A 22,436-nucleotide genomic window follows, 5' to 3' on the forward strand; every position below is an offset into this window, starting at 1 on the left:
GTTGTGCGGGGCGCGGGTTGTTTTTCTGTGATCCGCGTCTCTCTGTAGAACCTGCTTTCTTGTCGGTCTATTAGTGTCGCCCCTGTGCGGGGCGGCAGCTACTTTTCTTTGTCTTCCAAAGAAAAGTAGGCAAAAGAAAGGCGCGTCCTTCGGCGGACTGCAAAGGATGATTCTGTTCGCCGCGCTGCCAGCTTGTAGGCTGCTTTTTTGAGGTTCTTCCTTCATCACGGTCAATAAGAGAAGGGGACACTAATGAGTCTCGTCGAAGTAAAAGTGCCGGATATCGGCGACTTCAAAGACGTCGATGTCATCGAAGTCAATATCAAACCGGGCGATGTCATCGAGAATGAACAGGCGCTGATGACGCTCGAGTCCGACAAGGCCTCCATCGAAGTGCCGAGCGATACCGCCGGCACGGTCAAGGAAGTCCGCGTCAAAGCCGGCGACAAAGTCTCGCAAGGTACGGTGATCGCGCTCGTCGAAACATCGGCAGACGCGGCGCCCGCGAAAGATGCACCGAAGGCTCCGGCCAAAGAACCCGAGAAAGCGCCCGCTCAAGCGGAAGCCAAACCGCAGGCGGCCCAGGCTGCGGCGGCTCCGGCCAAGGCGGCAGCACCCGCGCCGCAAGCCGGCAGCTATTCCGGCTCCGCGGACATCGAGTGCGACATGCTCGTGCTCGGTTCGGGCCCCGGTGGTTATTCCGCCGCGTTCCGTTCCGCCGACCTCGGCATGAAGACCGTGCTCGTGGAGCGTTACTCGACGCTCGGCGGCGTGTGTCTGAACGTCGGCTGTATTCCGTCGAAGGCGCTGTTGCACACCGCGCTCGTGATCGACGAAGCCGAAGCGCTCGGCGCGCACGGCATCACGTTCGGCAAGCCGCAAATCGATCTCGACAAGCTGCGCGACTTCAAGTCGGGCGTCGTCAAGAAGCTCACCGGCGGTCTCGCCGGCATGGCGAAGATGCGCAAGGTCGAAGTCGTGACGGGTAACGGCTCGTTCGTCGATCCGTACCACATGGAAGTGCAGACCGAGGGCGGCAAGAAGGTCGTCAAGTTCAAGCAGGCGATCATCGCCGCGGGCTCGGAAGCGGTGAAGCTGCCGTTCATTCCGGAAGATCCGCGTGTGGTCGATTCGACCGGCGCGCTCGAACTGCGTCAGATTCCGCAGCGCATGCTGGTGATCGGCGGCGGCATCATCGGTCTGGAAATGGCCACGGTGTACGCCACGCTTGGCGCGAAAATCGATGTGGTCGAAATGCTCGACGGTCTGATGGCCGGCGCGGACCGCGATCTGGTCAAGGTCTGGGAGAAGTACAACAGCAAGCGTTTCGCCAACGTCATGCTGAAGACCAAGACTACCGGTGCGCAAGCCAAAGACGACGGCATCTACGTGTCGTTCGAAGGCGAAAAAGCCCCGGCCGAAGCGCAGCGTTACGACCTCGTGCTGGTCGCCGTCGGCCGTACGCCGAACGGCAAGAAGATCGGTGCCGACAAGGCCGGGGTCGCGGTGACGGATCGTGGCTTCATCGACGTCGACAAGCAGATGCGCACCAATGTGCCGCACATCTTCGCGATCGGCGATATCGTCGGTCAGCCGATGCTCGCGCATAAGGCCGTGCACGAAGGCCACGTTGCCGCCGAAGCCGCGCATGGCGAGAAAGCGTACTTCGACGCGCTGCAGATTCCGTCGGTGGCCTACACCGACCCGGAAGTGGCATGGGCTGGCAAGACGGAAGACCAGTTGAAGGCAGCCGGCATCAAGTACGGCAAAGCGGTGTTCCCGTGGGCGGCTTCCGGCCGCGCGATCGCCAACGGCCGCGACGAAGGCTTCACGAAGCTGCTGTTCGACGAGGAAACGCATCGCGTGATCGGCGGCGGGATCGTCGGTCTGAATGCAGGCGACCTGATCAGCGAAGTGTGTCTCGCGGTCGAGATGGGTGCGGACGCAACGGATATCGGTAAGACGATTCACCCGCATCCGACGCTCGGCGAATCGATCGGTATGGCCGCCGAGTTGTATGAAGGCGTGTGTACCGACTTGCCGCCGCAGAAAAAGAAGTAATGCGCTCTGGCCCGCCCGCATTCATGCGGGTGGTCCGGAGAAAAAAACGGCGCGTCCCGCAAAGGACGCGCCGTTTTTCTTTCGGACAGCAGGGCAGGGCCATTACCGTGCAACGACGACGGTATCAAATCCGCTCGACGTCACCGGCGCCGGAACAGACGCGGCGGGTAAAAAAATCCCGGCCTTGCGCCGGGCAAACGATACGCTGTTCAACGTATCGGAGCGTTCGGCCAATTAACACCGTGTGAGCGGCAACGGCACGACGCTGTTGCTTGCGGTAACGCCGGCACAGCGGTGAGCTGTGCCGGCGTTGAATGCTGCCTGCAGAGGTGATGCTTGAGACGGAAGCTTAGACGGCCTTCTTGGCCGAGCGCGACGCTTGTGCTGCAGCTTGCGAAGCTGCCTTCGATGCGGCCGTTGCAGCTGCATTGAAGTTGCTTTCAGCGATTTCGACTGCTTGCTTGGTTGCCTTGTGAACCGTTTCGTACGTGGTGTTGGCGGCGGTGATAGCCGACTTCATCACGGCGACAGCGGTTTCCGAACCAGCCGGGGCATTCTTTGCAACGTTTTCGACGAGCGATTGAACCTTGCGGTTTTGCTCTTCGAATTGCGCTTCCGCGACGCGGGCGAATTCGCCTTGCGTTGCCGAAACGATCTCATACACGTGACGGCCATACGACAGCGCCTTTTCGGCTACCGGCTGTGCAAGGCTTGCCTGCAGTGCCAGCAGTTCCTGCGCGTCTTTCACCGACAGCGCACGTTGAGCATTTTCCTGGCTTTCCGCGAGCGTCGATTTCACGACCTGCAGGTTCAGCTCAACCAGCTTTTCGACGCCTTCGAATGCTTTGGTCGTCAGGCCGAACAGCGTTTCAAAGTTGGCTTTCTGGGCTGCGGCGAATTGCTCAGGGGTCAGCAGAGTCATGGTTTACGCTCCTGGATCGCGGTCTGTCTGTGCGGACCGCATTGGTGGGTGGTGAGACACATTGGTGCGTCCCGCCGGACCGCGATGTATGGTGCATCGCAGCAATGGTTCCCATTTTAGGATGGCCACGACGAATGTCAAGTGTTTTTTGTGCGTCGCACCATATTAAGAAACCGCTGATAAAACAAGATGTTATGCGTTGGGCATGACGTTCGCGTGACGCAGGTCAAATTGAGCGCTGCACCGCGCTGGTGCTAACGAAATACTGTCGTTATTGCCGCGTTGTGGGGCATTTCGACCTCCCGTCACACGCCAGCAAGGGAAGCCGGTAACATCCGACAATTAACAAAACGCCGCAAATGCAAATCGATGTAAACCGGAAAGTGTCACGGAACGTTAATGACTGAATCCGGTCGAATGCGCGTTGGCGGTTTCCAGTGGACGTTTAACACGCCGCTGGATTGATCCCAACTTCGTACTGTGGCACTGGCAGCACCCGTTCGCCCGTGCTCTGACCGTATTTCCCCTGATCAAGGTTGTCTCGAAATTGCCGTTATGCTGGAAGAATCACCTCGATTCTGGCGTATGGCGGCAGCCGCGAGGCGAAACGCCTGGGCGATCGTTTTTTTCGATCGAGGCGTGGCACTTATTCGTGTTTTTGCGATCGGAGCTTACAAGCCGGTTTAAGGAGCGCGTATAAGTGCTTCAAATTGCTAATTTTTCGTTGTTTTACTACACTTGCGGAAAACCTCTCGCCGCTCCCTACCGAACACCCATGAAAACCGACATGTTTTCGTCGCTAAAAGTGATCCACGGCGCGGCCCGCAGCACCGCTCTGTCGGTGGCCGCCTCCATGGTCATCGCAGCGGCGTTCGCCACGCCTGTGAGCGCTTTTGCCGCCACGCCCGCTGCACCTGCAAAAACCTCCAAACACGCGAAAGCAGCCAAAAAGCCGGCTGCCGCCCCCGCCAAGGTGTCGAAGGCATCGAAAGCGGCGGCTGCAAAGTCGGTAGCCGCTGAGGACGACGCGCCACGCGCGGGCGTCAAGCGCAAGCGCGTAACCTATACGTCGAATGGCCGTCACCACTCGGTGGTGCGCCGTGTCGCGTATGAACCGCGTTCGCCGAGCGTCGGCCAGGCTTTCGGCCTGCACGAAACGCCGGACGCGCTCATGCTGCGCTCCAGCGTCGCCTACGTGATCGATCAGAACTCCGGGGAACCGCTGTTCGACAAGAATTCGCGCGCCGTGGTGCCGATCGCGTCGATCACGAAACTGATGACGGCGATGGTGGTGCTCGACTCGAAAGAGCCGATGACCGATCAGATCGAAGTCACCGACGAAGACCGCGACTACGAAAAGAACACCGGCTCGCGTCTGTCGGTGGGCTCCGTGCTCTCGCGTGAAGACATGCTGCATATCGCGCTGATGGCATCGGAAAATCGCGCGGCGGCAGCGCTGTCGCGTTACTTCCCGGGCGGCCGTCCCGCGTTTCTCGCGGCCATGAACGCGAAGGCCAAGCAACTTGGCATGACCGACACGCACTTTGAAAACCCGACGGGTTTGACGAGCCAGAACGTATCGAGCGCGCGCGACCTCGTGAAGATGGTCAACGCCGCGTATCAGTATCCGGTGATTCGCAAGTTCTCGACAGATCACAGCTACGAGGTGTACACCGGCAAGCGTTCGCTGGCGTACAACAGCACGAATGCGCTGGTGCGTAACCCGACTTGGGACATCGGTCTGCAAAAGACCGGCTTCATCAACGAAGCGGGTGAGTGCCTCGTGATGCAGGCGACCATTCACGGCCGTCCGATGATCATGGTGCTGCTCGACTCGTCGGGTAAGTACTCGCGGTTCGCGGACGCAACGCGTCTGCGCACGTGGCTGGACAACGGCGGCGACCAGCCGCGCATTACCAGCGCGGACGCCGGCGGTTCGGGTACCTGAAGCCGCTCGTGAGCGGCCGGTTTCCGGATCGGCCTGTAGAAAAAAGCCTCGCATTTGCGAGGCTTTTTATTGCGCTGAAAGTCAGGCGCCAGCTTACGCGTGATGGCTATGCGAATGGTCTTGCGCCGGTTGCGGCCGGTAGCCGAGCGACTCGGAGATCATCAGCGCGGTCTGGCTGAGTTGGCCAAGCCAGGAATCCTGCAGGCGATCTGCCGGCGCGGACAGCGACAGACCGGCGACCAGTTTGCCGGTGTCGTCGTAAATGCCGGCGGCGATGCAGCGCACACCGAGTTCCAGTTCTTCGTTATCACGCGCGCAGGCTTGCTGACGCACGTGCGAGAGTTCGCGCTCCAGTTTCGTCAGGTCGGTGATGCTGTTCTGCGTGTGGCCCGACAGGCCGGTACGGGTTGCATAGGCGCGCACGCGCGTGGATTCGTCTGCGGCGAGGAACAGCTTGCCGACCGACGTCAGATGCAGCGGCGCCCGCCCGCCGATGGCGCGCACCACCTGCATGCCGGAACGCTCGGAATAAGCACGCTCGATATAGACAATCTCGTCGCCCTGACGTACCGACAGGTTCACCGTCTGGCCGGTCTGACGGTGCAATTCACGCATCGGCGTGAGCGCCGCGTCGCGTACCGACAGGCGGGCTTTCACCAGATTGCCGAGTTCGAGCAGGCGCATGCCCAGACGGTAAGTGCCGGGGTCGGACCGGTCCACCAGCCGGCACATCACCATGTCGTTCAGGATGCGGTGGGCGGTGGAAGGGTGCAACTCGGTGCGGATGGCGAGTTCTTTCAGGCTGACCGGGTCGCTATGCGCAGCAAGGGCGTCGAGCAAGCGCATCATGCGTTCGATCACCTGGATCGAAGTCTTGGGATCCGGGTTCGTATCGCTCATGGGGAGGAATCGGTTGACGCGTCAAACAGCGGAAATTGATTGTATCCCGTATTGTGAAAAAAAAGAAAGCGGTTGGAGGCGCTATTCCAATCGGACTTGATCTGTGTCCTATGCCTTCCGGCCGTTGGTATTGTGCGCCAAACAGCGGATAATCAGGGACGTTTTCCCGAAGGAGGGCTCATGCGAGTCGGATTGTTCGTTACCTGCCTGATCGACCTGATGCGTCCCGAGATCGGGTTTTCGGTCATCAAGCTGATCGAAGCCGCGGGTTTCGAGGTGATGGTGCCGCCTGCCCAAACCTGTTGCGGGCAGCCGGCCTACAACTCAGGGGAACGGCGCATCGCGCGCGATCTGGCCGAGAAAACGCTGCGCGAGTTCGAACAGTTCGATTACGTCGTGGTGCCGTCCGGTTCGTGCGGCGGCATGATCCGCGCGCATTACGGCGACCTTTTCGCCGACGATCCCGAACTGATGAACCGCTTCGGCCGCCTGCGCGCCAAAGTGTTCGAACTGACCGACTTCCTCGTGAACGTGGCCAAAGTGCAGTTGCAGCCGGGTGAGTTCGCGGGTCGCGTCACGTATCACGATTCCTGCTCAGGGTTGCGCGAATTAGGCGTGAAAGCGCAGCCCCGCGCGCTGTTGGCGCAGGTCGGCGTGACGGTGAGCGAGATGAAGGACTGCGAGCATTGCTGTGGCTTCGGCGGCACGTTCGCGCTCAAGTACGGCGATATTTCCACGGCGATCGTCGACGAAAAATGCGCGAACATTCGGGCGAGCGAAACCGGCGCGGTGGTGCTCGGCGACCTGGGCTGCATGCTGAATATCGAAGGCCGTTTGCGGCGTACCGGCGACGTCACCACGCGGGTGCTGCACATCGCCCAGGTCCTGGCCGGCGACGTGTAACGCTGTTCGCCGCATTCCCCGCCGTTTCAGATTCGCGCTTCAGCTTTCAGGCGCGTTTTGCCCGATTCCGCACAAGGCCGCCATGCAAGTCCAATCCATGCAATTCAAGGCGCGCGCTGGTCAAAAGCTCGCCGATCAGCGCTTGCAGCAGAACCTGACCAAGCTGTCGACCAAATTCGTCACGGCCCGTGCCTCGGCCATGACCGAGATCGACTTTCCGGCCACGCGCGCCGCGCTGAAGGAGCGCCGCAATCGCGCGCTGGACAATCTCGACGTGTGGCTGGAAACCTTTGAGCGCGAGGCGGCCCGGCGTGGTGTGACCGTCCTGTTCGCCGAGACGACTCAGGAGGCGGCGCGGCTCGTCGGCGACATTGCCCGTCGTCACGCGGTAAAGAAGGTGATCAAGACCAAGTCGATGGTCACCGAAGAAATGCGCCTGAACGAAGTGCTCGGGCAAATGGGCGTGCAATCCATCGAAACGGATCTGGGCGAGTACATCCTCCAGATCAACGACAACGAGCCGCCGAGCCACATCATCGCGCCGGTCGTCCACAAAGATAAGGACGAAATCGCCGAGTTGTTCGCAAAGACTCACAACCGGCCGCGCCTGACCGAAATCACCGACATGACGCGCGAAGCGCGCGAGATTCTGCGTCCGCATTTCATGACGGCGGACATGGGTGTGACAGGCGGCAATTTCGTGGTGGCGGAAACCGGCTCGGTCGTGCTGGTCACGAACGAAGGCAATGAAGGCATGTGCACGGTCATGCCACGCGTGCATGTGGCCGTGACCGGAATCGAGAAAGTATTGCCCACGCTCGAGGATCTGGCTACGGCCATGCGTCTGCTGCCGCGCTCGGCGACCGGGCAGGCGACCTCGAACTACTTTTCCGTGTTGACCGGGCCGCGCGGCGAGGGCGATCAGGACGGTCCCGAACATATGTACGTGGTGCTCGTCGACGGCGGGCGCACAGGGCTGATCGGCGGCGACTTCCAGGAAATGTTGAGGTGCATCCGCTGCGGCGCGTGCATGAACCACTGCCCGGTGTACCAGAAGGTGGGCGGCCACGCGTACGGCTGGGTGTATCCAGGGCCGATGGGTTCGGTGTTGACCCCAAGCTATGTCGGTATCGACAAGGCATTGGACTTACCGCAGGCCGCGACCTTGTGTGGCGAGTGCAATAGCGTGTGCCCGGTGGGGATCCCGCTGTCGGATCTGTTGCGCAAGCTGCGCGAGAAGCAGGTGGAGCGGCGGCTGCGCCCCTGGAAAGAACGCGTGGGGCTCGCCGTGTGGGGTTTTCTGGCGCTGCACCCGGATGCTTATGCGCTCTTTACGAAGCTGGCCGTGCGGGTGCTCGAGCGCATGGGTGGCACGAACCGGTCGATTGCCAGGCTGCCGTTAGGTGGCGCGGGCTGGACCGATACGCGGGATATGCCCGCACCGGTCGGACGGACGTTCAGGGAGTTGTACGCCGCGCAACGCAGTCATATCGGCTGAGCGGATAGGGGCAAGCGGGGCTTGGTGTCGTAGGTCCGATGTCTCGCGGCATTGTGCGCGAGCCGTAGATTCCGGCATCGCGCTGTCTGATTGCTCATCTCGCTTTCTGGCTGGCGCTTCGGATGAACTCAGCCGAAGCCGCAGAGTAGGCTCAAGTGCGCTCCCGTAGCCGTCAATTGGAGCGCGGTCGCCTGGCGGATTCGCACGTTCGCGTCGGAACTCCAACGCGAACGCTTGCCTTAATGGTCCGTCATCTGGCCGGACTGTCGGCCCGGCACCCCGCGCACGGGTGCCGCGTTGTTGCCGTTGCCATGGCCGCCATTCCCTGCCTGTTGAGGCGGCGGCGGAGGTGGCGGGGCGCCGGCTCCCGGGCGCGGCGCATTCGATCCGCTCGGCCCCCGCGGTCCGCCCGCCGCGCCTTGAGGCGGCGGTCCGCCGTGCGATCCACCGCCACCGGGCTGACCATGCCAGCCGCCGTTGTCGCCGTGGTTGCCGTTATTTCCATAGTTGCCGTTATTCGGCCGACCGTGGTCGGGATAGCCGCCATAACCGGGTCCGGGGCCGTAATAACGGCCCGGGCCGCCGTAGTAGCCCGGTTCCGAGTAGTTGCCGTAGCCCATGTAGACGTTGGTTTGCGGCACGACCGGCACGCCAGTGGCGTACCCGTCGTACCCGTCATAGGCGTTATAGCCGTTGTATCCGCCATTGGCATTGCCGTACATCGGCGTGCCGTCCGGATACACCGCACAGCCGCCGAGCAGGGCGGCGGCCGCGAGACAGACAATTGGTGCGAAGCGTTTCATGTGAGATAGACCAAGATAGACCAGTACGAGGGCATGTATTTTTAAGACCGCTATTATCGTCATCCGTCACAAGAGCTTTGTATGCGTTTGTAAGGATTTCTTTTTCTGTCGCAAGCCGCACGCCCGCGACGCCCGCGACGCGCGCCGCAAACAGCCGATCGACTGTTTCATTGAGAGCAACGATCTGTCTCGCGGCGTTGGGTTTTTCCCGATTGCATATTCCTATAGGATTTGGACTGGGCATAGTGGGCTACAAGCTCATCCGCCCACAATCGGAAGAAACGACATCATGAAAAAGACAATATCGGTGTACTGGCCATTAGCCATCGTTGTGCCGCTCGCTGCGGCTGCCTATCTGCACATTTGCGGAAACACCGCATCGCACGCGTCGCAAGCCCCGCTCGCTGCCGATCAACTGACGGCTGAACTCGCTCGCGCCGTCTCGTACGGCATGGTCGATGCCGCCTCGGCGCTGCCGGCGAAACCGATGCGAGCTGTCACCGCGATGCCGCTCGCGGAAGCGTCGTAAACACGAAGGTAAGCACAAGGTACGCGCGACCGCAGCGGCGCAAGTGTCATCGCCGCGTAGCGCCGCGCCATCCCAAACTGCCGCGCGCCGGGCTTCCGGCGAAATTCCGGCCGGCTTTGTATAATCGCGGCAACTGTTTGCTAACCGTCGGCCGAAGCGCTGGCGCGCCGGAAAAGCCTCTGATGAAAACCGTGTCGATCTGCTTTGTCTGCCTCGGCAACATCTGCCGTTCACCGACTGCGGAAGGTGTGATGCGCCATCTGGTGAGCGAGGCGAAGCTCGCGGAGCGCATTCTGATCGATTCCGCAGGCACGGGCGACTGGCACATCGGCGAGCCGCCTGACGAGCGCGCGCAGCACGCGGCCGGCCGGCGCGGGTATGAACTGGCCGCGTTGCGCGGCCGCCAGATCGCCGCTGCGGACTTCGAGCGTTTCGATCTGCTGATCGCAATGGACGACAAAAACGTCGCCGCCCTGCGCCAGGTCTGCGCGCCGGAACAGCACGACAAGATTCGTCTGCTGATGGAGTTCGTCCCCGAGGCGGACGTCCGCTGGGGCGGCGCCCGCGAAGTCGTGGATCCGTATTTCGGCGGCGCGGAAGGTTTCGAGCAGGTGCTGGATCAGTGCGAAGCGGCCTGCCGTGGCCTGATCGCGGCGTTGCGCCCGCACTTGCTGGCTTAAGCGTTTGGCGGCCGAGGGCGTTAGTGCGCCGAGCCTATCTCGCAATTAAGCGAATGACCCAAATCGCGATAGGGATACTTGACTAAATCGCTCATGTATTTATACTTGACAAAACTTGTCGAGAATTGCGGTTCCCCTACATATGAGACTCACCACGAAAGGCCGTTTCGCCGTCACGGCGATGATTGACCTGGCACTGCGCCAGGAGCAGGGCCCGGTGACGCTTGCGGGTATCAGCCAGCGCCAACATATCTCCCTGTCGTACCTCGAGCAGCTGTTTGGCAAGCTGCGTCGTCATGAAATCGTCGAGTCCGTGCGCGGGCCGGGCGGTGGCTACAATCTGGCCCGCCGCTCTGAAGACGTGACCGTGGCCGACATCATCATCGCGGTCGACGAGCCGCTCGACGCCACCCAGTGCGGCGGCAAAGGCTCCTGCGAGGGTACCAAGCAGCACGACGGCCACTGCATGACGCACGAACTGTGGTCCACGCTGAACCAGAAAATGGTCGAGTACCTCGATTCGGTCTCCCTGAAGGATCTGGTCGACCAGCAGCGTTCGCGCGAAGGCGCGCCGGCCGTATTGCGCGACAGGCGCAACGAGGCGCCGGCGGTCGAACCTGTCCGCGTGGCGCCGAAAGGGCCGAATTCCGTTTTCAACATGGCCGGTTCCTAGGCGCGGTATCAAGCAGAAACCGCAGCCTGATCAGAAACCCAGAAGCCAGAGCACATGACGTCCCCGGAGCAATTGATGAACAACGACACTCTCCATCTGCCCATCTACATGGACTACAGCGCGACGACGCCGATCGATCCGCGCGTGGTGGACAAGATGATTCCGTATCTGCGCGAGCAGTTCGGCAACCCCGCATCGCGCAGCCACTCGTATGGCTGGGACGCGGAGCGGGCAGTCGAAGAAGCGCGTGAGAATGTCGCCGCGCTGGTGAACGCCGACCCGCGCGAAATCATCTGGACCTCGGGTGCCACGGAGTCGGACAACCTGGCGATCAAGGGTGCCGCGCACTTCTACAAGAGCAAGGGTAAGCACATCGTCACGGTGAAGACCGAGCACAAGGCCGTGCTCGACACCTGCCGCGAACTCGAACGCGAAGGCTTCGAAGTCACGTATCTGGACGTCAAGGACGACGGCCTGATCGACCTCGAGAAATTCAAGGCCGCGCTGCGTCCGGACACGATTCTGGTGTCGGTCATGTCCGTCAATAACGAGATCGGCGTGATTCAGGACATCGAGGCGATCGGCGAGATCACCCGTGAAAAGGGCATTATTTTCCACGTCGACGCCGCGCAAGCCACCGGCAAGATCGCGATCGACCTGCAAAAGCTGAAGGTCGACCTGATGTCGTTCTCGGCGCACAAGACGTACGGACCGAAGGGCATCGGCGCGTTGTACGTGCGCCGCAAGCCGCGTATCCGTATCGAAGCGCAGATGCACGGCGGCGGTCACGAGCGCGGCATGCGCTCGGGCACGCTGGCTACGCACCAGATCGTCGGCATGGGTGAAGCGTTCCGGATCGCGCGTGAAGAAATGGCGACGGAGAACGAACGTATCCGCATGTTGCGCGACCGTCTGCTGCGCGGCCTGTCGGAAATGGAAGAGGTATATGTGAATGGCGACATGGAAAAGCGTGTGCCGCACAACCTGAACATCAGCTTCAATTTCGTCGAAGGCGAGTCGCTGATCATGGCGGTGAAAGACGTGGCGGTGTCGTCGGGCTCGGCGTGTACGTCGGCTTCGCTGGAGCCGTCGTACGTGCTGCGCGCGTTGGGCCGTAACGACGAACTGGCGCACAGCTCGATCCGCTTCACGGTGGGCCGCTTCACGACCGAGCAGGATGTCGATTACGTGATCAACCTGCTGAAGACCAAGATTTCGAAGCTGCGCGACTTGTCGCCGCTGTGGGAAATGCACAAGGACGGGATCGACATTTCGACTATCCAGTGGGCAGCGCACTGACGCGCCGTTTGGACTACGTCGAATTTATCGAATTGCGAATTGCACGAATTGCAGGTTGAAACGAATCAAGGAGTGTCATCATGGCTTATAGCGACAAGGTTCTGGACCATTACGAAAACCCGCGCAACGTCGGTTCCTTCGCGAAGGACGACGATGCGGTCGGTACCGGCATGGTCGGCGCGCCCGCATGCGGCGACGTCATGAAGCTGCAGATCCGCGTGGGCGCGGACGGCATTATCGAAGACGCGAAGTTCAAGACGTATGGCTGCGGTTCGGCCATCGCGTCGAGCTCGCTCGTGACCGAATGGGTGAAGGGCAAGACGCTCGATCAGGCCATGTCGATCAAGAACACGCAGATCGCCGAAGAACTGGCGCTGCCGCCGGTGAAGATCCACTGCTCGATCCTCGCGGAAGACGCGATCAAGGCAGCGGTCGCCGACTACAAGCAACGTCACGGTGAAGCAGTCGTCGCGGACGAGAAGCAACACGCTTAAGCGGCGGTTGCGGCGCGGTTTCAGGTGAATGGAAACGGACGGCGCGAATTCAACGCAACCGTCCGACACGAGCGATATTTGATGCAGGCAGGGTAGCAGCGCGTGAGAAGGCAGACGAACGGCCGGCACGCACTGCGCAATGAGAAACGCTATGGCAATTACGTTGACCGAAAAGGCAGCACAGCACGTCCAGAAGTATCTGACCCGGCGCGGTAAAGGCGTCGGCTTGCGCGTCGGCGTGCGCACCACCGGCTGCTCCGGCTTGGCCTACAAACTCGAGTACGTGGATGAACTCGCGCCCGAAGACGAAGTCTTCGATTGCAACGGCGTGAAGATCATTGTCGACCCGAAGAGCCTCGCCTATATCGACGGCACCGAGCTCGACTTCGCACGTGAAGGGCTGAACGAAGGCTTCAAGTTCAACAACCCGAACGTGAAGGACGAATGCGGTTGCGGCGAATCGTTCCGCGTGTAATTCCGGACATTTCCGCGTGCAGCGGATCAAAGGCGGCGCGGGCCGCCTTTTTAGTTTGATCCACGCATTCGCCTGCGCGGCCACGCTGCCTTCACGCTCCACCGAGCCGAGTTTTTAGACTGCACTCCGGTGCGCTTTCCTGAACGGACTTCTTCTATCCGATGGCCTCGCTGAACGACAGCCACTTCGACCTGTTCGACCTGCCGGCGCAATTCGCGCTCGACGCGGCGGCGCTCGATCACGCCTACCGCACGGTCCAGGCGCAAGTGCATCCGGACCGCTTCGCGGCGGCCGGCGACGCGCAAAAGCGCATTGCGATGCAGTGGGCGACGCGCACCAACGAGGCGTATCAGACGCTGCGCGATCCGTTGAAGCGCGCCACTTATCTGCTGCATCTGCGCGGCATCGACGTCGGCGCGGAGAACAATACGGCGATGGAGCCGGCGTTCCTCATGCAGCAAATGGAATGGCGCGAAGGGATCGAAGACGCGGCTGCGGCGAAGAACGTCGATGCGCTCGACGCCTTGCTCACGGAACTGCGCGACGAAGAGCGCATGCGTTTCGAAAAGCTAGGCGCGTTGCTCGACAGCGGCGCGAATCAGGCCGCAGGCGAGGCCGTGCGGCAGTTGATGTTCATCGAGCGGGTGGCGTCGGAAATCGGTACGCAGATCGAGCGGCTCGACACCTAGCGAGCTCGCGCCGCGCGCAGCAGCGGGAGCGCGGCCACGTTCGCCAGCCGAGCCGTAGCTTTATATCCAGCAACGCGAAAATTCAGGACGGGGCCGAGCGGCCCCGAGAAGACCCAGATGGCCTTACTGCAAATCTCCGAACCCGGCATGGCGCCGGCACCCCACCAGCGGCGTCTGGCGGTCGGCATCGATCTCGGCACCACCAATTCCCTCGTCGCCGCCGTGCGCAGCGGCGTGCCCGACGTGCTGCCCGACGAAGACGGCCATGCGCTGCTGCCGTCGGTGGTGCGCTACTTGGAAAAGGGCGGCCGCCGCATCGGCCGTACGGCCAAGGCCGAGGCGGCGAGCGATCCGCGCAACACCATCGTTTCGGTCAAGCGGTTCATGGGCCGTGGCAAGGCGGAAGTGGAAGGCGCCGAAAACGCGCCGTACGATTTCGTCGACGCACCCGGCATGGTGCAGATCCGCACCGTGGACGGCGTGAAGAGCCCCGTCGAAGTGTCGGCCGAAATTCTCGCGACGCTGCGCCAGCGCGCCGAGGACACGCTCGGCGATGAACTCGTCGGCGCGGTCATCACGGTGCCGGCTTACTTCGACGAAGCCCAGCGTCAGGCGACCAAAGACGCCGCGCGTCTGGCTGGCCTGAATGTGCTGCGCCTGCTGAACGAACCGACGGCGGCCGCGATTGCCTACGGCCTCGATAACGGTTCCGAGGGGCTGTACGCCGTGTACGACCTGGGCGGCGGCACCTTCGACCTGTCGATTCTCAAGCTCACCAAAGGCGTGTTCGAAGTGCTCGCGGCGGGCGGCGACTCCGCACTCGGCGGCGACGATTTCGATCACGCCTTGTATCGCTACGTGCTGGAGCAGGTGGGCATCGCGCCGCAAACGCTCGCACCCGAAGACGTCCGCCTGCTGCTGGACAGCGTGCGTGTGGCCAAGGAGGCGCTGTCCGACGCGCCGGATACGAAGCTACAGGTCACGCTCTCGAACGGCACCCGGATCGATCTGACGATCGCTGAGGCCACTTTCGAGGCCATCACGCAGGCGTTGGTTCAGCGCACGCTCGGCCCGACGAAAAAGGCGCTGCGCGACGCCAAGGTCACGACGCAAGACATCAAGGGCGTGGTGCTGGTCGGCGGCGCGACGCGCATGCCGGTGATCCGACGCGCGGTCGAGTCGTTCTTCGGCCAGCCGCCGCTGATCAATCTCGATCCGGATCAGGTGGTCGCGCTCGGCGCGGCGATCCAGGCCGATCTGCTCGCGGGCAACCGCGGCGCGGACGGCGACGAGTGGCTCCTGCTCGACGTGATTCCGCTGTCGCTCGGCGTCGAGACGATGGGCGGTCTGACCGAGAAGATCATCCCGCGTAATTCGACGATTCCGGTCGCGCGCGCGCAGGACTTCACGACCTTCAAGGACGGCCAGACGGCCATGGCGATCCACGTCGTGCAGGGCGAGCGCGAACTCGTCAGCGACTGCCGCTCGCTCGCGCGTTTCGAGCTGCGCGGCATTCCGCCGATGGCCGCGGGCGCCGCGCGCATTCGCGTGACCTACCAGGTGGACGCCGACGGCCTGCTGTCCGTGTTCGCACGTGAGCAGGGCTCGGGGGTGGAAGCGTCGGTGGTAGTCAAGCCGTCCTACGGTCTCGCCGACGACGACATCGCGAAAATGCTCGAAGAGAGCTTCTCGACCGCCGAGGTCGACATGCGGGCACGGGCGCTGCGCGAAGCGCAAGTCGAAGCGCGGCGTCTCGTGGAAGCCACCGACGCGGCGCTCGCCGCCGACGCGGAGCTCCTCGACGACAGCGAGCGCGCCGAACTCGACACGCTGCTCGATGCATTGCGCAATGTCGCGCAGAGCGACGACGTGGATGCAATCGAAGCCGCCACGAAAACCCTCGCTGAAGGCACCGACGAATTCGCCGCCCGCCGCATGAACAAGGGCATTCGCCGCGCGCTTGCCGGCCGCAAGCTCGACGAGATCTGAGCTCGACCCGAGCCTTGCAGCAGCGGCAGGCGGCCTGCGTTGTCCGCCGCTGCAAAAATTCGAATCGCGCCGCGTGGACTTAAAAAGTCCTCGCGTCGCCAGTAAAATGGTACGGAGCCTGTTTGAGGCCGCCGTGCCTCAGACCCAAACGGAAAATGTATGCCTCAAATCGTTGTGCTGCCTCACGTCGAACTGTGCCCGGAAGGCGCGGTGATCGATGCCGTGCCCGGCAAGAGCATCTGCGACAGCCTGCTCGAGCACGGCATTGAAATCGAGCACGCGTGCGAGAAGTCGTGCGCGTGCACGACCTGCCATGTGATCGTGCGTGAGGGTTTCGCCGCCTTGACGCCATCCGAGGAAGACGAGGACGATCTGTTGGACAAGGCATGGGGGCTCGAACCGACCTCGCGCCTGTCATGCCAGGCCATGGTGCCGGCCGAGCAGGATCTGGTTGTCGAAATCCCTCGCTACTCGATCAATCACGCGAAGGAAAACCACTAACAGGAGGATGCAGCCATGAAGTGGACCGATACGCAAGACATCGCGATGGCCCTGACTGACAAGCACCAGGACATCGATCCGCAACAGGTGCGCTTCACCGACTTGCACCGTTGGGTTACCGAACTGGAAGGATTCGACGACGATCCTAACCGTTCGAACGAAAAGATCCTCGAGGCGATTCAGGCTGCATGGATTGAAGACGCGGATTACTGAGCGTCACTGAGTTTTCCGGCGCCGGTCGGCGTTCTGCTCGCCCCTCCGGTTACGGCAAAGAAAAAGGCGATTCCATTGGAATCGCCTTTTTTGCGTCTATCGAAAACGTATTCAGTGGGTGTCTAGCTTGCCACGAGTGTGCCGTTCTCAACACGAACGCGCTGACCCTGCTGGAACGGCGGCGCTTCATGGTAGGTGAAGTAACGCGTCTTGCCGCTTTCCATCCGCACGCGCACCGAGTACGACGTGGTGCTGCGGATATGTTTTTCGACCGAGTTGCCGGCAAGGCCGCCACCGAGCGCGCCGAGAACGGTCATCGCGGTGCGGCCGTTGCCACTGCCGAACTGATTGCCGACCACGCCGCCGGCTACCGCGCCGCCGACTGCACCGATACCGGTGCCATGACCTTCCTGACGTACCGCCGAGATGGCTTCGACCGTGCCGCATGTCGAGCAGTAGGCCGGTTGTGCGGGCTGTTGCTGGGCGTAATCAGGTGCCGGTCGAGCCTGTTGCTGCTGAGCGTATTGCTGCTGCTGGGCGGGTGTGGGGGCGGGTGCAGGCTGCGGTTGCTGAGCCACCTGCTGCTGGGCAGCCTGCTGCGCCGTCGGGTTGGCGGGCGCTGCCGAATCGACTACGCCCGGCTGTGTGCCTTGCGTAGAGACTTGCGCCGCCTGAGTCTGATCGTTTTGCGCGCCATTGCTGGACGCCTTCGGAAACAGGCCCGTAACGGCCGCCGTGGCGGCCAGGCTCGCGATGATCACCGCACCGGCAGCGGTCGCGACCAGCGGGTGTATCCGGCGTTGTTGCGCAGGCTGTTGAGATTGCGTAGTGGGTTGCGTGTTGGGATTGTCCATTTTGGCCTCCGTCTTTAGCAGAGTCGACTTTTAGTAAGGCAAAGTGTCTGACAAATCGATTCCGCAAGGGTTTCAATTTGTAACGATTTCCGGGCAACCATCCTGACGGCGCCGCGCCGAAGGCAGGTGCTCGAATGGTGAACTCATACAGCCGAGCCCGGCAGGGTGGGCAGTTTTTACCGATGGTTACAAACTTGACAGCCGCCACACGTCTTCGGAGCAGCAAGAAAAACGCCCGGCTCATGCCGGGCGCTTGGGGTGTGTTCAACCGCAACTTCAACCGCGCAGCGATCAGTCTTCGCGGCGCAGATGCGGGAACAGAATCACGTCGCGGATGCTCGGGCTGTCGGTCAGCATCATGACCAGGCGGTCGATACCGATGCCGCAACCACCGGCCGGCGGCATGCCGTATTCCAGCGCGCGAATATAGTCCGCATCGTAGAACATCGCTTCTTCGTCGCCGGCGTCTTTCTGGTCGACCTGCTTCTTGAAGCGCGCTGCCTGGTCTTCCGGATCGTTCAGTTCCGAGAAGCCATTGGCGATTTCACGGCCGGTGATGAACAGTTCGAAACGCTCCGTAATGCCTTCAACCTTGTCCGACGCGCGCGCGAGCGGCGACACCTCGATCGGATAATCGATGATGTAAGTCGGCTCCCACAATTGCGACTCGGCGGTTTCTTCGAACAGCGCCAGTTGCAGCGAACCGACGCCCGCGTTCAGGAACTGCGGCTGCGACGCATCCACGCCGAACTTCTTCAGCTCGGTGCGCAGGAACGCGCTGTCGGCGAGTTGCTCGTTCGTGTACTGCGGCGCGTACTTCTGGATTGCTTGCGTGATCGTGAGGCGATGGAACGGTTTCGCCAGATCGAGTTCGCGGCCCTGATACGTGATGGTAGCCGTGCCCAGCGCGTCGATCGCGGCCTGGCGGATCAGCTGCTCGGTGAAATCCATCAGCCACTTGTAGTCGGTGTACGCGGCGTAGAACTCGATCATCGTGAATTCCGGATTGTGGCGCACGGACACGCCCTCATTGCGGAAGTTACGGTTGATCTCGAACACACGCTCGAAGCCGCCGACCACGAGGCGCTTCAGATACAGCTCCGGCGCGATACGCAGGAACATCTGCATGTCGAGCGCGTTGTGGTGCGTGGTGAACGGCTTGGCCGCCGCGCCGCCCGGAATCGGGTGCAGCATGGGCGTTTCGACTTCCATGAAGTCGGCGTCCGACATGAACTTGCGGATCGACGAAATCGCCTTGGTGCGCGCGACGAACGTCTTGCGCGTTTCCGGCGTGACTATCAGATCGACATAGCGCTGGCGATACTTCATTTCCTGGTCGGCCAGACCGTGGAACTTGTCGGGCAGCGGACGCAGCGACTTCGACAGCAGGCGCAGTTCCGTGCAGCGCACCGAGAGTTCGCCCTTGTTGGTGCGGAACAGCACGCCGCGCGCCGCGACGATGTCGCCCATGTCCCACTTCTTGAAGGCGTCGTACGTGTCCTGGCCAACGTCGGCAGGCGTAATGAAGAACTGGATCTGACCCGAACCGTCGCGCACCGTCGCAAAGCTTGCCTTGCCCATCACGCGTTTGAGCATCATGCGGCCGGCGATCGCGACTTCGAGCGGATTCGCTTCGAGCGCTTCCTTGTCGGCGTGCTCGTATTGCGACTGCAGATCTTCGGCGTGGTGCGTGGGGCGGAAATCGTTCGGATAGGCGACGCCTTGCTCACGCAACTCGCGCAGCTTTTCGCGGCGCTCGGTCATGATTTTGTTGTCGTCCACCTCGGGCACGGCATTCGGTCGGGCCGCGTCAGGCTGGGCCGCGTTAGGCTGGGTCGGTTCGGTCATGATGATTTGGTATTCGGTGGCCCGCACGCGAGTGGCGCGCTTGCGGGTGGCCAGTCAGTAAAAACCTCAGGCGGTGTAAAGAAACAGCGAAGAAACAGAAAGAAGCAGTAGAAGACGGCGAAGATGCGGCGCGGCTTTTCAGGCCGCGCCGGTTGCGCTTAGACGCCCTGTTTCAGGCTGGCGCTGATGAACGGATCGAGGTCGCCGTCGAGCACACTCTTCGTGTTGCTGATTTCGACGTTGGTGCGCAGATCCTTGATACGGCTGTTGTCCAGCACGTACGAGCGGATCTGATGACCCCAGCCCACGTCGGTCTTGCCGGCTTCGAGCTTGTCCTGCTCTTCCTGACGCTTGCGGATTTCCGCTTCGTACAGGCGCGATTTCAGCATGGCCATGGCTTCGGCACGGTTGCGGTGCTGCGAACGGTCGTTCTGACACTGCACGACGATGCCCGACGGCATGTGCGTAATACGCACCGCGGAGTCGGTCTTGTTGATGTGCTGACCGCCCGCGCCGGACGCGCGGTACGTGTCGATCCGCAGATCGGCCGGATTGATGTCCACTTCGATCGAGTCGTCGATTTCCGGGTACACGAACACCGAGGAGAACGACGTGTGACGGCCGCCCGACGAGTCGAACGGCGACTTGCGCACGAGGCGGTGCACGCCGGTTTCGGTGCGCAGAAAGCCGTACGCGTATTCGCCTTCGATCTTGATCGTGGCGTTCTTGATGCCCGCGACATCGCCGTCGGTCTGTTCCAGCACTTCGGTCTTGAAGCCCTTGCGCTCGCAGTAGCGCAGATACTGGCGCAGCAGCATGGACGCCCAGTCGCACGCCTCGGTGCCGCCGGCGCCGGCCTGGATGTCCAGGAACGCGTTGTTCGGATCGGCCGGGTTCGCGAACATGCGGCGGAATTCCATGTCGGCCACGCGCTGTTCGATGCCTTGCGCGTCGGCTTCGCAGGCGAGGAGGGTTTCCTCGTCGTCTTCTTCGCGGGCCATGTCGAACAGGTCCTGCGCGTCGCGCAGGTCGTTATCGAGCGACGTGAGTTTGCCGACCGTGTCGTCGAGCAGCTTCTTTTCCCGGCCGAGGGCCTGGGCGTGCTTCGAGTCGTTCCAGACGTCCGGGTCTTCGAGTTCCCGGTTGACTTCGATTAGACGCAGTGCTTTGTCGTCGTAGTCAAAGATACCCCCGTAGCGAGTCCGCGCGAGTGCGCAGGTCCGCCAGTGAGGCTTCGATCGCGTTGAGACGTTCCGCTTCCATGTCGATCTTTTATAGCTTCGTAAAAAGACGAAATTATAGCCGATCGGCGCGGCGCGCCGGAGGCTGTTGAGCGATCCGGCGCGTGTTTGGGGTTGATTTTGTGGAGATTTTCGACGTTTTCAGGACGCCGGACCCCGGCGCGCTGCGCGAGCTTCAACTCGCCGCGTGCTCGACGATCAACTGCACGCGCGATACGCCGTTCCACGTATCGCTCGCGAGACGGTAGGCGACCGTGGTGCGGGCGGGCAGCGTGTCCGTGTGGTTGAACCAGATTGCGTTGAAGCGCTGGCGGCCGCGCACGAGTTGCAGTTTCAGGTGCTTGTCCTTCACCAGCGCCTGCGACGCGATATCGAATTCGCCCGAAAACACCGGCGCCGGAAAGCCTTGACCCCACACGGCGGCGTCGAGCATTTCGACGAATTGCGGCGTGAAGTACGCGTCCTCGAGCTCGCCGTCGGTTTCCACCGTGCGCGAGAGCGCCTCTTCGGACAGCCATTCGCGGCCGACCGCTTCGAACGCGGCGGTGAAGCGCGGCACGTCGGCGGCGGCGAGCGTAAGGCCCGCGGCCATCGCGTGGCCGCCGAACTTCACGATCAGGCCCGGCTCGCGCTTCGAGATCAGGTCGAGCGCGTCGCGCAGATGGAAGCCCGCAATGGAGCGGCCCGAGCCCTTGACGGTCTGGCCGCTGTCGTCGGCGAGCGCGAAAGTGAACGAGGGCCGGTGGAATTTCTCCTTCAGCCGTCCCGCGACGATGCCGATCACGCCCTGGTGCCAGTCGGGATTGAAGAGCGTGATGGTGGTCCTGCCGTCCGGGTCGATCGCCGAGAGGTCGTCGAGCGCCTGTTGCTGCATGCCGGCTTCGATTTCGCGGCGCTCGCGGTTCATCGTGTCGAGTTGCTGCGCGAGGTCCCAGGCGCGGCCGATGTCGTCGGTCGTCAGGCATTCGATTCCGAGCGACATGTCCGACAGGCGGCCCGCCGCATTCAGGCGCGGCCCGAGCGCGAAGCCGAGGTCGAACCCCGACGCGCTGCGGGCGTCGCGCGCGGCGGCGCGAAACAGCGCGGCGATGCCCGGCTGCATCTTGCCTTTGCGGATGCGTTGCAACCCTTGCGCGACCAGCACGCGGTTATTGCCGTCGAGCTTGACCACGTCCGCGACCGTGCCGAGCGCGACCAGATCGAGCAGACCGTCGAGGCGCGGTTCGGGGAAGTTATCGTTGAACGCGCCACGGCGGCGCAATTCCGCGCGCAACGCGAGCAGCACATAAAACATCACGCCGACGCCCGCAATGCACTTGCTCGGAAACGTGCAGCCCGGCTGGTTCGGATTGACGATCGCGCGGGCGGGCGGCAGTTCGTCGCCGGGCAGGTGGTGATCCGTGACCAGCACGTCGATGCCGAGCGCGTTGGCCGCTTCCACGCCGTCCACGCTGGCGATGCCGTTATCCACCGTGATCAGCAGTTCCGGTTTGCCCGACGGATTGCGCGCCGCCAGCTCGACGATCTCCGGCGTCAGGCCGTAGCCGTACTCGAAACGGTTCGGCACCAGGTAGTCGATCCGGCCGCCGAACATGCGCAGGCCGCGCACGGCGACCGCGCAGGCGGTGGCGCCGTCGCAGTCGTAGTCGGCGACCACCAGCATGCGACGCTGGTTCTGGATCGCGTCGGCGAGCAGGGCGGCGGCGTCTTCGCAGCCTTTGAGCGCGACCGGCGGCACGAGCCGCGCGAGGCCCGTTTCGATCTCGTCGGGCATGCACACGCCGCGCGCCGCGTAGAGGCGCGCGAGCACCGGATGCAGGCCGTGGCGGGTGAGAATTTCAGCGTCGACGGGAGAACAGGTGCGCGTAACGATTCGAGTCATTCGGAAAGGCCGTGGATCATTCGTTGGGTCAGTC

At 62.4% G+C, this 22,436-nt stretch carries 21 protein-coding genes; 14 read left to right on the forward strand and 7 right to left on the reverse strand.

Translation table 11 applies throughout. The features are described from left to right. Nucleotides 1-252 precede the first annotated feature (252 nt). A complete protein-coding gene (gene lpdA / locus P0D71_RS03230; protein WP_091792882.1) occupies nt 253-2,061 on the forward strand; it encodes a dihydrolipoyl dehydrogenase in 1,809 nt (602 codons plus the stop codon). A 349-nt stretch (nt 2,062-2,410) separates the two neighbouring features. Here lpdA and P0D71_RS03235 read toward each other — a convergent pair whose 3' ends face one another. Further along, on the reverse strand, nt 2,411-2,983 hold the full coding sequence (locus P0D71_RS03235) for a phasin family protein (RefSeq protein WP_007181275.1): 573 nt from the start codon (nt 2,981-2,983) through the stop codon (nt 2,411-2,413). 775 nt (nt 2,984-3,758) lie between these two features. Between P0D71_RS03235 and pbpG the strand changes: the two genes are divergently transcribed. Next, nucleotides 3,759-4,931, forward strand: a complete 1,173-nt coding sequence (pbpG, locus tag P0D71_RS03240; protein WP_091792883.1) for a D-alanyl-D-alanine endopeptidase — start codon at nt 3,759-3,761, stop codon at nt 4,929-4,931. Nucleotides 4,932-5,024: 93 nt separating this feature from the next. Here the strand turns inward: pbpG and P0D71_RS03245 are convergent, their stop codons facing one another. After that, nucleotides 5,025-5,831 (reverse strand): IclR family transcriptional regulator, encoded by an 807-nt coding sequence (locus P0D71_RS03245; protein WP_091792884.1) that lies wholly within the window; start codon nt 5,829-5,831, stop codon nt 5,025-5,027. Nucleotides 5,832-6,011: 180 nt separating this feature from the next. Here P0D71_RS03245 and P0D71_RS03250 point away from each other — a divergent pair, with 180 nt between their 5' ends. After that, entirely contained in the window at nt 6,012-6,734 is a 723-nt protein-coding gene (locus P0D71_RS03250; RefSeq protein WP_408479265.1) for a (Fe-S)-binding protein, read from the forward strand. Between the two features lie 82 nt (nt 6,735-6,816). Then, a complete protein-coding gene (locus P0D71_RS03255; RefSeq protein WP_408479266.1) occupies nt 6,817-8,232 on the forward strand; it encodes a lactate utilization protein B in 1,416 nt (471 codons plus the stop codon). Between the two features lie 239 nt (nt 8,233-8,471). Here P0D71_RS03255 and P0D71_RS03260 read toward each other — a convergent pair whose 3' ends face one another. Then, a complete protein-coding gene (locus P0D71_RS03260; RefSeq protein ID WP_091792886.1) occupies nt 8,472-9,035 on the reverse strand; it encodes a hypothetical protein in 564 nt (187 codons plus the stop codon). 289 nt (nt 9,036-9,324) lie between these two features. Between P0D71_RS03260 and P0D71_RS03265 the strand changes: the two genes are divergently transcribed. The 10 genes from P0D71_RS03265 to iscX all read left to right on the forward strand — a co-directional run bounded on the left by P0D71_RS03265 (nt 9,325) and on the right by iscX (nt 16,577). Beyond that, on the forward strand, nt 9,325-9,564 hold the full coding sequence (locus P0D71_RS03265) for a hypothetical protein (RefSeq protein ID WP_091792887.1): 240 nt from the start codon (nt 9,325-9,327) through the stop codon (nt 9,562-9,564). Between the two features lie 182 nt (nt 9,565-9,746). After that, a complete protein-coding gene (locus P0D71_RS03270; RefSeq protein ID WP_091792888.1) occupies nt 9,747-10,244 on the forward strand; it encodes a low molecular weight protein-tyrosine-phosphatase in 498 nt (165 codons plus the stop codon). Between the two features lie 142 nt (nt 10,245-10,386). After that, entirely contained in the window at nt 10,387-10,917 is a 531-nt protein-coding gene (gene iscR, locus P0D71_RS03275) for a Fe-S cluster assembly transcriptional regulator IscR (protein WP_091792889.1), read from the forward strand. A gap of 75 nt (nt 10,918-10,992) precedes the next feature. Continuing rightward, on the forward strand, nt 10,993-12,216 hold the full coding sequence (locus P0D71_RS03280; RefSeq protein ID WP_091792890.1) for an IscS subfamily cysteine desulfurase: 1,224 nt from the start codon (nt 10,993-10,995) through the stop codon (nt 12,214-12,216). A gap of 80 nt (nt 12,217-12,296) precedes the next feature. Then, nucleotides 12,297-12,710: a Fe-S cluster assembly scaffold IscU gene (iscU, locus tag P0D71_RS03285; RefSeq protein WP_007181285.1), complete on the forward strand. Its 414-nt coding sequence runs from the start codon at nt 12,297-12,299 to the stop codon at nt 12,708-12,710. Nucleotides 12,711-12,861: 151 nt separating this feature from the next. Next, nucleotides 12,862-13,185, forward strand: a complete 324-nt coding sequence (iscA, locus tag P0D71_RS03290) for an iron-sulfur cluster assembly protein IscA (protein ID WP_028199494.1) — start codon at nt 12,862-12,864, stop codon at nt 13,183-13,185. 161 nt (nt 13,186-13,346) lie between these two features. Next, the gene (gene hscB / locus P0D71_RS03295; RefSeq protein WP_408479267.1) at nt 13,347-13,874 is read left to right on the forward strand and encodes a Fe-S protein assembly co-chaperone HscB; all 528 of its coding nucleotides are present in this window, start codon (nt 13,347-13,349) and stop codon (nt 13,872-13,874) included. A gap of 117 nt (nt 13,875-13,991) precedes the next feature. Continuing rightward, complete coding sequence (gene hscA, locus P0D71_RS03300; protein ID WP_408479268.1) at nt 13,992-15,863, forward strand: Fe-S protein assembly chaperone HscA; 1,872 nt, start codon at nt 13,992-13,994, stop codon at nt 15,861-15,863. A gap of 159 nt (nt 15,864-16,022) precedes the next feature. Further along, nucleotides 16,023-16,364, forward strand: a complete 342-nt coding sequence (gene fdx / locus P0D71_RS03305) for an ISC system 2Fe-2S type ferredoxin (RefSeq protein WP_091792893.1) — start codon at nt 16,023-16,025, stop codon at nt 16,362-16,364. A gap of 15 nt (nt 16,365-16,379) precedes the next feature. Next, the gene (gene iscX / locus P0D71_RS03310) at nt 16,380-16,577 is read left to right on the forward strand and encodes a Fe-S cluster assembly protein IscX (RefSeq protein ID WP_007181290.1); all 198 of its coding nucleotides are present in this window, start codon (nt 16,380-16,382) and stop codon (nt 16,575-16,577) included. A 122-nt stretch (nt 16,578-16,699) separates the two neighbouring features. Here the strand turns inward: iscX and P0D71_RS03315 are convergent, their stop codons facing one another. The 4 genes from P0D71_RS03315 to recJ all read right to left on the reverse strand — a co-directional run bounded on the left by P0D71_RS03315 (nt 16,700) and on the right by recJ (nt 22,402). Next, nucleotides 16,700-17,431 (reverse strand): glycine zipper 2TM domain-containing protein, encoded by a 732-nt coding sequence (locus tag P0D71_RS03315; RefSeq protein ID WP_408479269.1) that lies wholly within the window; start codon nt 17,429-17,431, stop codon nt 16,700-16,702. A gap of 291 nt (nt 17,432-17,722) precedes the next feature. Further along, complete coding sequence (gene lysS / locus P0D71_RS03320; RefSeq protein ID WP_408185436.1) at nt 17,723-19,279, reverse strand: lysine--tRNA ligase; 1,557 nt, start codon at nt 19,277-19,279, stop codon at nt 17,723-17,725. Nucleotides 19,280-19,437: 158 nt separating this feature from the next. Then, a protein-coding gene (gene prfB / locus P0D71_RS03325; RefSeq protein ID WP_143048276.1) for a peptide chain release factor 2 occupies nt 19,438-20,542 on the reverse strand; the annotation gives its coding sequence in 2 pieces (ribosomal slippage) (nt 19,438-20,460 and nt 20,462-20,542; 1,104 coding nt in all). A gap of 153 nt (nt 20,543-20,695) precedes the next feature. Next, on the reverse strand, nt 20,696-22,402 hold the full coding sequence (gene recJ / locus P0D71_RS03330; protein ID WP_408301747.1) for a single-stranded-DNA-specific exonuclease RecJ: 1,707 nt from the start codon (nt 22,400-22,402) through the stop codon (nt 20,696-20,698). Between the last annotated feature and the right edge of the window lie 34 nt (nt 22,403-22,436).

Origin of the sequence: Paraburkholderia sp. RL17-383-BIF-A, assembly GCF_046028015.1 — a bacterium.
Lineage (GTDB): Bacteria > Pseudomonadota > Gammaproteobacteria > Burkholderiales > Burkholderiaceae > Paraburkholderia.